This window comes from methanotrophic endosymbiont of Bathymodiolus puteoserpentis (Logatchev), from assembly GCF_900128525.1.
Classification (GTDB): domain Bacteria; phylum Pseudomonadota; class Gammaproteobacteria; order Methylococcales; family Methylomonadaceae; genus Methyloprofundus.
In genome coordinates, this window is the sequence record NZ_FQTQ01000126.1 from 51,076 (window position 1) to 63,750 (window position 12,675).

8 protein-coding genes and 1 pseudogene are annotated in these 12,675 nt (G+C 42.1%); 5 read left to right on the forward strand and 4 right to left on the reverse strand.

Translation table 11 applies throughout. The features are described from left to right. Nucleotides 1-13: 13 nt before the first annotated feature. From BQ7314_RS10200 to BQ7314_RS10210, 4 genes and pseudogenes are all read right to left on the reverse strand, one after another. A protein-coding gene (locus BQ7314_RS10200) for an IS3 family transposase (RefSeq protein ID WP_174483592.1) occupies nt 14-1,599 on the reverse strand; the annotation gives its coding sequence in 2 pieces (ribosomal slippage) (nt 14-1,110 and nt 1,110-1,599; 1,587 coding nt in all). A 417-nt stretch (nt 1,600-2,016) separates the two neighbouring features. Next, nucleotides 2,017-3,048 (reverse strand): zinc-dependent alcohol dehydrogenase family protein, encoded by a 1,032-nt coding sequence (locus BQ7314_RS10205; RefSeq protein ID WP_174483593.1) that lies wholly within the window; start codon nt 3,046-3,048, stop codon nt 2,017-2,019. Between the two features lie 137 nt (nt 3,049-3,185). Next, nucleotides 3,186-3,396, reverse strand: a pseudogene (locus BQ7314_RS16120) (IS982 family transposase); the annotation flags it as partial. Between the two features lie 84 nt (nt 3,397-3,480). Further along, the gene (locus BQ7314_RS10210; RefSeq protein WP_174483594.1) at nt 3,481-4,140 is read right to left on the reverse strand and encodes a YiaD family glycine zipper/OmpA-like lipoprotein; all 660 of its coding nucleotides are present in this window, start codon (nt 4,138-4,140) and stop codon (nt 3,481-3,483) included. Between the two features lie 214 nt (nt 4,141-4,354). On the opposite strand from BQ7314_RS10210, the gene BQ7314_RS10215 reads away from it, so the two are divergent. The 5 genes from BQ7314_RS10215 to aceE all read left to right on the forward strand — a co-directional run bounded on the left by BQ7314_RS10215 (nt 4,355) and on the right by aceE (nt 12,665). Beyond that, nucleotides 4,355-5,440: a TRAP transporter substrate-binding protein gene (locus BQ7314_RS10215; protein WP_174483595.1), complete on the forward strand. Its 1,086-nt coding sequence runs from the start codon at nt 4,355-4,357 to the stop codon at nt 5,438-5,440. A gap of 74 nt (nt 5,441-5,514) precedes the next feature. Next, entirely contained in the window at nt 5,515-6,990 is a 1,476-nt protein-coding gene (gene zwf, locus BQ7314_RS10220) for a glucose-6-phosphate dehydrogenase (protein WP_174483596.1), read from the forward strand. Nucleotides 6,991-7,250: 260 nt separating this feature from the next. Next, nucleotides 7,251-9,095, forward strand: coding sequence for a phosphogluconate dehydratase (edd, locus tag BQ7314_RS10225; RefSeq protein ID WP_174483597.1), 1,845 nt, complete (start codon nt 7,251-7,253; stop codon nt 9,093-9,095). A gap of 37 nt (nt 9,096-9,132) precedes the next feature. Continuing rightward, nucleotides 9,133-9,780 (forward strand): bifunctional 4-hydroxy-2-oxoglutarate aldolase/2-dehydro-3-deoxy-phosphogluconate aldolase, encoded by a 648-nt coding sequence (locus BQ7314_RS10230; RefSeq protein WP_174483598.1) that lies wholly within the window; start codon nt 9,133-9,135, stop codon nt 9,778-9,780. Nucleotides 9,781-9,983: 203 nt separating this feature from the next. Then, entirely contained in the window at nt 9,984-12,665 is a 2,682-nt protein-coding gene (gene aceE / locus BQ7314_RS10235; protein WP_174483599.1) for a pyruvate dehydrogenase (acetyl-transferring), homodimeric type, read from the forward strand. Nucleotides 12,666-12,675: the final 10 nt, after the last annotated feature.

Genomic DNA, 12,675 nt, shown 5'->3' on the forward strand with positions numbered 1-12,675 from the left:
TAAAGTTGTAAATTTATGCCCGCTCTTTTTGCTCGTTTTCAGTTTTTTGATTTTCTGGGTTTAAGTAGACTTCTTCTACTTTATCCCAATTCCTTATTTCACCACTCCAGCGATTAGGGTTTCTTAACTTTGCTTGCTGATAAACCGCTTTACGGTGCTTCAATATTTCTTCATCCTTTCCTGCATGACGTTGCTCTGGGGTGATAAATTTAATAGCACTATGAAGATGCTCTTTGTTGTACCAATTGGCAAAGTCACACACCCAGTCTCTTGCTACTGCTAGAGTGGAAAAAGCCTGCTCAGGGTATTCAGGTCTATATTTCAATGTTCGAAAAAGAGATTCTGAATAGGGATTATCATTACTGACTGATGGCCGGCTAAAGGAAGGGATAACGCCAAGTTGCTGCAGTGTCGCTAGCATGGTTGCTCCTTTCATCGGGCTGCCATTGTCTGAGTGCAAGGTGACCTGATTTGCTTGAATACCTTCTCTTTGACATATATCTGTCATTAGGTCAGCCGCTTGTGCACTGGATTCATTTTCATAAACTTGCCAGCCAACTATTTTTCGGCTGTAAATATCCATGACCAAATAGAGGTATAAAAAGAGGCCTTTTACAGTGGTCGGCAAATAGGTAATATCCCAGCTATAGATTTGGTTAGGTGCTGTTGCAACAAGGGCTCTCGGTTTTTTGACCTGCCTCACTGGTTTTGATTTTTGTCGATGTTTGAGTTGTTTTTCAGCTTTCAATACCCGATAAAAACTGGATTCTGAGGCAATATAGACCCCCTTATCTGCTAATTTAGGCACGATTTTATTGCTTGGTAAATCCGCATATTCGGGTGCGCTTGCAATTTGAATCATACGGTCACGCTCTTGCTCTGTCAGCTTGTTTTTAGGCGTGTGTTTGGCGTCTAACCGTCCGTCTTGCTCATTATCTTCCTGATTCCAGCGTTGTAAGGTTTTCTCACTGATACCGACAATTTCACAGGCTTTTGACTGCCTAGCGCCTGCCTCTTGAGCCTCCTTAATTAACAGGCTAATTTCTTTACGCTCTTTTATCATGGTAAGTTGCCCTCGTCGTTTCCCCAGATCGCGTCTACTTTTTTTTTAAGAACCAATAGAGCAGCTGTTTCAGCTAACGCTTGGTTTTTACGATTAAGATCTTTATTTAACGCTTTGATTTCATTTCTTAAATTTCTGACAGTGACTTGTTTTTTGCTCTCTGATGACAAGACGGATCCAGTGATGAACTGCTGTTTCCATTCTTTAACATGATGAGGGAATATACCTTCGATTCGACAATGCTTATGACAGTCTTCGTCGCTCAAGCCATCCATTTTTATGATAAGTTTAAGGCGTTCTTCTAAACTCCAATCCTGAGGTCTTTTCTCTTTTTCTGTCATTGGCTGTGTAAGTGAAGCTGTATTATCTGAAATATTTTCTAATTGATGGTTCTTGGATTGAGTAATCCATCGTTGCAAAGCTGAACGACTTATTCCCAATGTTGTTGCCATCTCTGTCAGTGATATTTCAGGTGATCGGTTAAGGGCTTTTTCTACCGCTTGTATTTTAAATCCTTCGGTATATTTTGGACTCATTTTTCTTTCCTCTAAAGTTTATTTTAGAGGCGACAACTATTCTGACACAGGGGGCAGGCAGCTTAGAAATGATCTTAAAATTATTCATGAGTTAGTTGTTTGTTCACTGCCGCACAGGCAGCTTAGAAATTATTCAGCCGCGTATTTAAGAGAGAAGTCATGTTCACTGCCGCACAGGCAGCTTAGAAAAAGGTTCAGAAACTAAAGCGTTAGCCAACTCAGTTCACTGCCGCACAGGCAGCTTAGAAAGAAGCAAAATCACAAATCGGTTGATTATCAATGTTCACTGCCGCACAGGCAGTTTAGAAATGATATTTCAATGATTAAAGGGTGGGTGATGATTTTTGTTGAACTACCCTTTGACAGTCCAACTTTCTATACCAGCGATATTGATCAGCAATTCAAATTTATAGGCTGTTATCTTCGGTCTATTTTCAGGACCTTGGCACCTCGTATCTTCCCGGTCTTTAACTCCATCAGTGCTGTATTAGCTTGTTCCAGGGGGAATATTTCAATTTCAGGTTTAAGTTGCATTTCGGCAGCAAGTGCCAGAAATTCGCTGACGTCACTTCGGGTAATGTTTGCGACACTCTTAATTTCTTTCTCTTCCCAAAGATGCTGTGGGTATTCTAGTTCCATTAAGCTATTTTTACTGCCTTCCTTACGAATGGCATTGATCACCAGTCTACCACCTGGTTCGAGATTAGCTAACGCCTCAACAATGGGCGGCCACACGGGTGTAGTATCAATAATACAATCCAGCTTGTTTGGCGCCTTGTCTGTTGTTTCACCTGCCCAAACGGCTCCTAGTTCCAGAGCAAATGTGCGTTCTTTTTGATTACGGGCAAAAACATAAATTTCAGAGTTTGGATAGCGATATCTGGCCATTTTCAAAACAAGATGTCCTGATGCACCAAAGCCGGTAAGACCGAGACGCTGCCCGTCTTGCAACCCAGTTAAATGTAATGATCGATAGCCTATAGCGCCGGCGCACAATAAAGGCGCCGCTTCTTCATCGGAAAAAAATTCTGGAATGGGGTAAGCAAAATCTGCAGAAACGACCATAAATTGTGCGTAACCACCATTAGCATCGCGACCGGTTGCTTGAAATGAAGGGCATAGGTTTTCACGACCGGATAGACAGAATTTACAGGTTCCGCACGCTGAATAAATCCAGGCAACACCAACTCGTTCACCTGTGTTAAAAGATCGTACCTTTTGACCAATGGCCTCAATTTGACCAATCACCTGGTGTCCTAGTACTATTGGCATATTTGGCGGTGGTGTTCGCCCTTCGATTTCATCTAACTCCGTATGGCAGACGCCACAGGCTAAGACTTTCAATAAAATTTCGTTCGCTGCGGGAACTGGAATATCGAGTTCTATCAGCTCCAGCGGGTTTGAGTTTGCTTGAAGGCTGTTTATTCTTTTTAAAATCATTGCTTTCATTGTCTCGCTCCTTTTCGAATAATTGAAATTACGTTTTCATATTTAGCAGTACTTTTCTTGTAGGTATTGATAATGCCGTGGATAGTTAAATACGAGCTATGCTCTAATGCGAATTAAGAGCTCACATGCAGGTAATTCTAAAAAAACATAGCCACAGCTAGTTTTCCAAATACATGAACTATTAACCCCTCGTACGACCTAGCCTTACTAGTACATTTAATTCCTGTTTTTTCTTCAATCCAGCCAAATAAAGTTTCAATTGGCTGGAGCTCCCGAGAAACTGGAGTTGATCGCTATTGATCGCTATTGATCTTATGGTTCTAGGTATTGTTGTCCCTTTTGTTTTTTTCAGGCTTATTTTGTATTGGAGAAAGTTCTCTATTATGGGGGATTCAGTACCCAGAATTTAAAAAATTGAATATCAAGTTTAGGTTACTTTGGGCGGATATTAATTTCTACACGGCGGTTTTGTTCACGCCCTGCGGCGCTATTATTTGATGCAACAGGGTAACGTTCGCCAAACCCGCGTGATTGTATTCTACTGTGGCCCACGCCTGCGCTGATTAAGTAATTGGCAACGCTAGCTGCGCGGCGTTCAGATAGTTCTTGGTTGTATTGGGCGCTACCTGTGGAGTCGGTGAATCCCGCTACGTCTATATTGGTATCTTTGAATTCTTTAAGAATGACGGCAACTGAATCGAGTACGGGGATAAAATGGCGATTGAGTCTATCTGAGTCGGTTGCAAAAGTGATATTGCCGGGCATGATAAGCTGTAAGTTATCACCAGTCCTTTGTACGCGAACACCTGTACTTTCTAAGCGTAAGCGCAATTTCTTTTCTTGAGTATCCATGTAATAGCCTACACCAGCACCACCTGCCGCTCCTACACCAGCGCCAATAGCCGCACCTAGTGCCGCACCTTTACCGCCACCGGCAATGGCGCCAATAGCTGCGCCAGTTGCTGCTCCTGCACCGGCCCCTATGCCCGTTCCCCAGGCTGTGTTAGATACTTTTTCTTCGCCGGTATAAGGGTCAATTGCGCAACCGGTGGTTAATGCAGTTGCTAAAAGAATGCCTGTTAGTTTTTTCATGGTGAGTCTCCTAAATTATAAAGATCAGATGTAATATATTTTTTTCTTGGTAGAAAATAAATGAGCTGTGAGAGGAAAGGTTTTTTGCGGTTATTTTAAAAGTCTTGTTTATAAGCAATAGAGCTAGTTTCGATTATAAGCTATAACGCTGGCGATGTATAAAGCGCTATGATTCAGGTAGAATAATGTTTAATTGATAACTCGGTGGTTTAATATGAAAAGACGTGAATTTATTAATAAGGCCAGTGTTGGTGCTTTAGCTGCTGGTAGTGCAGTGCTTGCTCCTGGTGTGGTGCAAGCTGGCACTAAGATTAAATGGAAAATGGTGACTGCTTGGCCGAAAAATTTTCCTGGCTTAGGCGCGGGTGCAAATTTATTGGCCAAAATGATTAATGACATGAGCGGCGGGCGGATGAAAGTCAAAGTGTATGGCGCAAATGAGTTAGTGCCTGCCTTTGAAGTATTTGATGCAGTGTCTAAAGGCACTGCGCAAATGGGGCATTCGGGAGCATATTATTGGAAAGGCAAAAGAGAGGCGACCCAGTTTTTTTCTGCCGTGCCTTTTGGTTTAACCGCTCAAGAAATGAATGCTTGGTTATATTATGGTGGGGGCATGGAATTATGGCGTGAATTGTATGCGCCTTTTAATTTAATTCCTGCTGCTGCGGGAAATTCGGGTGTGCAAATGGCCGGCTGGTTTAATCGTGAAATTAAAACAGTAGATGACTTAAAAGGTTTGAAAATGCGTATTCCTGGCTTGGGTGGCGAGGTACTGCGTAGAGCTGGCGGTGCTACGGTTAATATACCGGGTGGCGAGCTGTTTACTTCCTTGCAGTCGGGTACTATTGATGCGACTGAATGGGTAGGTCCTTATAATGACTTGGCCTTTGGCTTGTATAAAGTGGCGAAGTTTTATTATTATCCAGGTTGGCATGAGCCGGGTTCAACGATGGAGGCTTTGATTAATAAACAGGCTTTTAATAAATTACCAGATGATTTACAGAGTATTGTTTTGGCGGCGTGTAAAGCGGTAAATATGGATATGCTTTCTGAGTATACTGCACGTAATAACCAGGCTTTGGATACTTTAGTGAATAAACATGGCGTTAAATTAATGCCCTTGCCAGATGATGTGCTTAGAAAATTAAAGACATTATCTGAAGAGGTGGTTCTGGAGCTGGCGAATAAAGATCCAATGGCGCAAAAGATTTACCAATCTTTTAATCAATTTAGAACTCAAGTTGCACAATGGAGTGCTTTATCAGAGCAAGCTTTTTTAAGTGCTAGAGCTTTAAAATAAACTTGTACCGGCATTTCTTGCTGCCATTTTATTTACCATAAACTGTCGTTTAAAAACTTGTTGGCAATGTACTAATGAAGAATAAAAAAACATTCAAACCTTGTGATCTTGTGATTTTTGGCGCGCTGGGAGATTTAGCAACGCGTAAATTGTTGCTTTGTTTATATCAGCTAGATAAAGCCAATTTACTTGAGCCTGATACTAAAATTATTGGCGTGGATCGCTTTGCAGATGAGGGTAATTTGTTGCTTAAAGCGGCGAATACTTGTTTAGAGAAGTTTTTAAAAGAAGAGCGTGACCTGTTAGTGTGGGAGCGATTTTCGGCGCGTATGAGTTATCTACAAATGGATTTAACTCAGCCAGATGAATATAAACAGCTAGCTAAGGTTGTTGATAAAGAAAAGCGCAGAATGATTAATTATTTTTCTGTCCCTCCTTTTTTATTTAAAGCGATTTGTCAGGGCTTAAAGTTATCCGGTGCGTTAACACCTGAGTCACGCATGGTTATGGAGAAACCGATTGGTTACGATCTGGAGTCATCTAAGGAAATTAATGATGCGGTAGCAGATGTCTTTACGGGTGATCAAGTGTGTCGTATTGATCACTATTTAGGCAAAGAAACCGTATTAAATTTATTGGCACTGCGTTTTGCTAATTCATTATTTATTACTAACTGGGATCACAATACCATAGATCATATTCAGATTACCGTCGCAGAAGAAATAGGTATTGAAGGGCGCTGGGGGTATTTTGATCAATCTGGCCAAACGCGCGATATGATGCAAAATCATTTGTTACAGATTTTGACTTTTATTGCTATGGAGCCACCAGTTAGCCTAGATGCAGATAATATTCATTATGAAAAAATAAAAGTTTTAAAAGATTTGCGTCCCATTACCGTAGAAAATGTTGCTGATAAAACCGTGCGTGGTCAATATGCCGCGGGGCAGATTAAAGGGGCTGCTGTACCAGGTTATACAGAGGAGGAAGGCGCTAATACGGAAAGTGGCGCAGAAACTTTTGTTGCGGTTAGGGTTGATATCGATAATTGGCGGTGGGCGGGCGTGCCTTTCTATTTACGTACAGGTAAACGGTTACCTGCAAAGCATTCAGAAATAATTATTCAATTTAAAGCGTTACCGCATAATATTTTTAAAGACAGTTTTGAACAATTACCTGCGAATAAGTTAAGTATTCGTTTGCAGCCAGATGAGGGGGTTGATGTTGAAATTTTAAATAAAATCCCAGGGATCGACGAGCGCATTAAGGTGCAGGAAAATAAGCTGGATTTGAGTTTTTCAGAGGCATTTAAAGGGAGTCATATTGTCGATGCTTATGAGCGCTTATTATTGGAAGCGATGCGCGGTCATTCGACTTTATTTATAAGCCGTGAAGAGATAGAGCAGGCGTGGACTTGGATTGATTCTATGCAAAATGCTTGGCAACAAACGCAAGATACACCGCAACCCTATCCTGCAGGCACGTGGGGGCCGGATGCTGCGACGACTTTACTGGCGCGTGATGGCCGTGAATGGGAAAATGATATTTAAGGTGGTAACTTATCATGGTTGGAGTTTTTTGTTAGGCCTGTGTTGCTGTATAATGGCGCGCATAAAACGTAATAATATAGTTTATTTGTTACTTTTACAGTAACTTTATGTAACTTCTCATTTATTTACAAGTATTTGAGACATTTACGTTATAGCGTAGGATGTGCTGAGGCACGAAGCGCATCGTTCCTCGGTACATCCTAAAACACGCTTTAAGTACCTGTTAAAAATGAGAAGTTACAACTTTATAGGAAGATAATATGCATTCAGTCGTAGAAAAAGTCACTCAACGAATCATAGAGCGTAGTCATGTCGTGCGTAGCTTATATTTAAAGCACATTGATAAAGCCGCAGAAGATGGGCCGCACCGTTCTACTCTCGCATGTGGAAATTTGGCGCATGGTTTTGCTGCCTGTAGTACCGGCGAAAAAGCAGATTTAACAGAGAATAAAAAAGCGAACATTGCGATTATTTCTTCTTATAACGATATGCTGTCTGCACATGAACCCTATAAAGATTCTCCTGCTTTAATTAAAGCCGCAATTAGAGAGGCAGGCGGTGTCGCTCAGTTTGCGGGCGGCGTGCCGGCTATGTGTGATGGAGTGACACAAGGTCAGCCGGGCATGGAGTTATCATTATTTAGTCGTGATGTGATTGCTATGTCTACCGCGATTAGTTTGAGCCATAATATGTTTGATGGTGGTTTGTATTTAGGGGTTTGTGACAAGATTGTTCCAGGCTTACTACTGGGTGCTTTGAGTTTTGGTCATTTGCCAGCGGTATTTGTGCCATCTGGCCCGATGACCAGCGGTATTACCAATAAAGAAAAAGCGATGACGCGCCAGTTATATGCAGAAGGTAAAATTGGCCGTAAAGAATTACTAGAATCAGAATCAAAATCTTACCATAGCCCTGGTACTTGTACTTTCTATGGTACAGCGAATAGTAACCAGATGATGGTTGAGATTATGGGTCTACATCTTCCAGGTAGTTCATTTATCAACCCGTACACACCTTTACGTGATGAGCTGACTAAAGAAGCGGCTCGCCAAGTGCTTAAATTCACTAAACTCGGTGATGATTACCGCCCATTAGGTCGTGTGATTGATGAAAAAGCGATTGTGAATGCGATTGTTGGTTTACTAGCAACGGGTGGCTCAACTAACCATACCATGCATATTGTTGCTATTGCTCGTGCGGCAGGTATTGAGGTGAATTGGGATGATTTTAATGAGTTATCACATGCTGTACCTTTATTGACGCGTGTTTATCCAAACGGCCAAGCTGATATTAACCATTTCCAAGCTGCAGGTGGTATGAGCGTGTTAATTGCTGATTTATTGCGTGGCGGTTATTTACATAATGATGTTATGACCATCGCTAATAATCGCGGCATGGGAGATTACTCGCAAGAACCTAAAATCATTGGTGGTAAATTGACCTGGCAAGAAGGTCCTGCTAAGTCATTAGATGAGACGGTGATCGGCTCTTTAGAAAAGCCATTCGCAGCGAGTGGTGGTTTGCATGTTATGCGGGGTAATTTAGGGCGTGGTATTTCTAAAGTATCTGCGGTTGCTGAGGAGCATCAAGTTGTTGAAGCACCTGCTTTAGTTTTTGATGACCAAGATGATGTGTTGGCTGCATTCCATCGTGGTGAGTTAGAACGTGATTTTATTGTGGTACTACGCTTTCAAGGGCCTAAATCGAACGGCATGCCTGAATTACATAAATTAACGCCAATATTAGGCCTGTTGCAAGATAGGGGGTTTAAAGTCGCTATCGTAACAGATGGGCGTATGTCCGGCGCCTCCGGTAAAGTTCCTTCGGCGATTCATATGTGTCCTGAATGTGAAGATGGCGGACCATTAGCAAAAGTACGCGATGGCGATATGATTGTTTTAAATACGCAAACGGGTGATGTGAATACTTTGGTTGATGAGGCTGAATTTAATGCACGTAAACCTGCCGCAAATACTGCGAAAGATCATCACTGGGGGATGGGGCGTGAAATGTTCGGCGCTTTCCGTGTGGGCGCTTCTTCTGCAGAGACGGGAGCAGCGAATTTATTCGATGAAACTAACCTTTATTGCCGTATAAAAAAATAAATCTCCGCTTTTACTCAATACTAAATAAATTAAGATTATGACAATTAATAACTGGAAAGTTCAACCTTCTGATGTTTTAAATGCTTCACCTGTCATGCCAGTGATGGTAATTCAGGATGCAGCAGACGCTGTTCCTTTAGCACGTGCTCTTATGGCAGGTGGTATTAATGTATTGGAAATCACTCTACGTACAGCGGCGGCAATGGATGCAATTCGTGCTATCAGCCAAGAAGTAGAAGGTGCGATTGTGGGTGCCGGTACAATTACGACACCAGAAGAATTAAAAGCAGTCGCAGATGCAGGAGCTATCTTTGCTATTAGCCCAGGCTTAACGCCCAGACTTTTAGAGGCGGCAAACCACAGCGAAATTGCTTTAATTCCAGGTATTTCAAGTGTCTCTGAATTAATGCTAGGTATGGAGTATGGTTTGGATCATTTTAAATTCTTTCCGGCGGCTGCAGCAGGTGGAATTCCTATGTTAAAAGGGATCGCGGGTCCTATTCCACAAATTACTTTTTGTCCAACTGGCGGTATTTCACCGGAAAACTACAATGACTATTTGGCACTAAAAAACGTGGCTTGTGTCGGTGGTTCTTGGTTGGCTCCTGTAGAAGCAGTAAAAAATAAAGATTGGGCAACAGTGACTGAGCTAGCACGTGTTGCGGTGGAGAACGCTAAGCGCTAATGGCTATTGATGCAGACTTGCGGGTTGATTATATAGATCGTGAGTCTTAATCTTGATGGTTGGAAAACATAAATATATTCAAGGATATAAGCAAAGGCAGCGGGTGCAGCCATTGTTCATGTCCTTTCTTAATTTTAGCTATGTAATGGTTTGTGTATAAGGCTAGTTAATAATACAGCGGCATACATAAGTAGGAGTATCGGATGAGTAATGGTTTGAATGCCAATAAATTAGACCAGGTTGATATCGACCCGGCAGAAACGCAAGAATGGTTAGAGGCATTAGCCGCTATTCAAGAGCAAGATGGTAATGAGCGGGTGCATTTTATTATTGAGCAGTTGGTCGAAAAAGCAAGGCAGTCAGGTGCTGATATTCCTTTTAGTGCCAATACTGCTTATGTGAATACGATACCGGTAGAGTTACAGCCTAAATACCCAGGTATGACAACTATTGAGCGTAAAATTCGTGCTTATGTGCGCTGGAACGCGATGATGATGGTGCTAAGGGCTAATAGAAATACTAACGTTGGTGGTCATATTGCTAGTTTTGCTTCGGCAGCCACTTTATATGATGTCGGACATAATCATTTCTGGCATGCGCCATCTGATACACATGGAGGTGATATGGTATTTGTGCAAGGTCATTCATGTCCGGGTGATTATGCACGAGCTTATTTGCAGGGGCGTTTTACTGAGGAAAAAATGGATCAGTTTCGTCAGGAAATTGGGGGGAATGGTTTGTCTTCATACCCTCACCCTTGGTTAATGCCTGATTTTTGGCAGTTCCCGACAGTCTCTATGGGCTTAGGGCCTATTATGGCGATTTACCAAGCGCGTTTTATGCATTATATGCAAGATCGTGGCATGGCTAAGACGGAGGGGCGTAAAGTTTGGGCATTCTTAGGGGATGGTGAAACAGATGAACCAGAAACATTAGGTGCAATTACTATGGCTGGCCGTGAAAAATTAGATAATCTAATTTTTGTGGTTAACTGCAATTTGCAGCGCTTAGATGGCCCAGTACGTGGTAATGGTAAAATTATCCAAGAGTTGGAAAGTAGTTTCCGTGGTGCGGGCTGGAACGTACTTAAAGTTATTTGGGGTAGACGCTGGGATGCACTACTGGCAAAAGATAAAGAGGGTTTGGTTATGAAGCGCATGATGGAATGTGTGGATGGTGAATATCAAACCTTTAAATCGAAAGATGGTGCGTATGTGCGTGAATATTTTTTTAATACGCCAGAATTAAAATCTTTGGTAGAAGAGTATACCGATAAGGATATTTGGGAATTAAACCGAGGCGGGCATGATCCAATTAAATTGTTTGCCGCTTATCAAGCCGCAGTCAATCATAAAGGCCAACCCACTGTTATTCTTGCGAAAACCATTAAAGGTTATGGGATGGGGGATTCTGGGCAAGCACAGAACACCAGTCATCAACAAAAAAAGATGAGTTTGAAGTCGGTTAGTGATATTCGTAATCGTTGGCAGTTACCTGTTAAAGACTCTGAAATAGAAAGCTTGCCGTACTTGAAATTTGCCGAAGATTCTGAAGAATATAAGTACATGCAGCAACGCCGTACTGATCTGGGTGGACATATTCCTGTGCGTCGCCAAAAGTCTGAAACTCTGAAGATTCCCGAGCTAAGTGCATTCCAAGCCGTTTTAGATGGGACTAAAGTAGGACATGGTATTTCGACGACGATGGCGTTTGTACGTATTTTGAATATCTTGGTGAAAGATAAGCAAATTGGTAAGCGTATTGTGCCGATTGTGCCTGATGAGTCACGTACTTTTGGTATGGAGGGTATGTTCCGTCAATTAGGTATCTGGTCGCAAGTGGGGCAGTTGTATACGCCGCAAGATGCAGACCAGCTGATGTATTACAAAGAAGATAAAAAAGGTCAAGTTTTACAAGAAGGTATTAATGAGGCAGGCGGGTTATGTGATTGGATTGCGGCAGGTACTGCGTATTCAACTCATGGCGTGCCAATGATTCCATTCTTCATTTATTACTCTATGTTTGGTTTTCAGCGCGTTGGCGATTTAATTTGGGCTGCGGCAGATCAACGTACACGCGGCTTCTTATTAGGTGGTACGGCCGGTAGAACAACACTGAATGGCGAAGGGTTACAGCATGAAGATGGGCACAGTCATTTAATGGCAGCGACCGTACCAAACTGTATTTCTTATGACCCTACCTATGCTTATGAGTTGGCAGTGATCATTCAAGACGGTTTGCGTCGTATGTATGGTGAGCAAGAAGATGTGTTCTATTACATTACTGTAATGAATGAAAATTACGATCAGCCGCCTATGCCAGAGGATTCAGCATTAAATATTCTTAAAGGTATGTATTTGTTCCAGTCAGGAATTACTCGTAAGAAAGCACCAAAAGTGAATTTATTAGGATCAGGTACGATATTCTGTGAAGTGGTTGAAGCGGCAACATTATTACGTGAAGATTGGGGTGTCGAAGCTGATTTATTTAGCTGTACGAGTTTTACTGAATTGGCACGCGATGGTCAGTCTTGTGAGCGCTGGAATCGATTGCACCCAAGCAAAAAAGCACGAGTTACGCATGTGGCAAAATGCATTCCAAAAGCAGATATTCCAGTAATTGCAGCGACGGACTATATTCGTGCCTTTGCTGAGCAAATCCGTCCTTATATTTCAGCGCCTTATACGGTATTAGGCACGGATGGTTTTGGCCGTTCAGATACGCGCGCTAATTTGCGTAGTTTCTTTGAAGTGGATCGCTATCATGTAACGATTGCAGCCTTGAAAGCTTTAGTAGATAAAGGTGAGTTTGAGCCGGCGAAAGTAGATATAGCCATTGCAAAATATAATATTGATCCAGAAGCCATTGCGCCTTGGTTAATCTAACAGAAGAGCA

Coding starts and splice junctions, on each gene's coding strand:
- BQ7314_RS10210 (WP_174483594.1), bottom strand. CDS start 4,140: ATGAAAAAACTAACAGGCATTCTTTTAGCAACTGCATTAACCACCGGT.
- zwf (WP_174483596.1), top strand. CDS start 5,515: ATGAAGAATAAAAAAACATTCAAACCTTGTGATCTTGTGATTTTTGGC.
- aceE (WP_174483599.1), top strand. CDS start 9,984: ATGAGTAATGGTTTGAATGCCAATAAATTAGACCAGGTTGATATCGAC.
- BQ7314_RS10230 (WP_174483598.1), top strand. CDS start 9,133: ATGACAATTAATAACTGGAAAGTTCAACCTTCTGATGTTTTAAATGCT.
- BQ7314_RS10215 (WP_174483595.1), top strand. CDS start 4,355: ATGAAAAGACGTGAATTTATTAATAAGGCCAGTGTTGGTGCTTTAGCT.
- BQ7314_RS10205 (WP_174483593.1), bottom strand. CDS start 3,048: ATGAAAGCAATGATTTTAAAAAGAATAAACAGCCTTCAAGCAAACTCA.
- edd (WP_174483597.1), top strand. CDS start 7,251: ATGCATTCAGTCGTAGAAAAAGTCACTCAACGAATCATAGAGCGTAGT.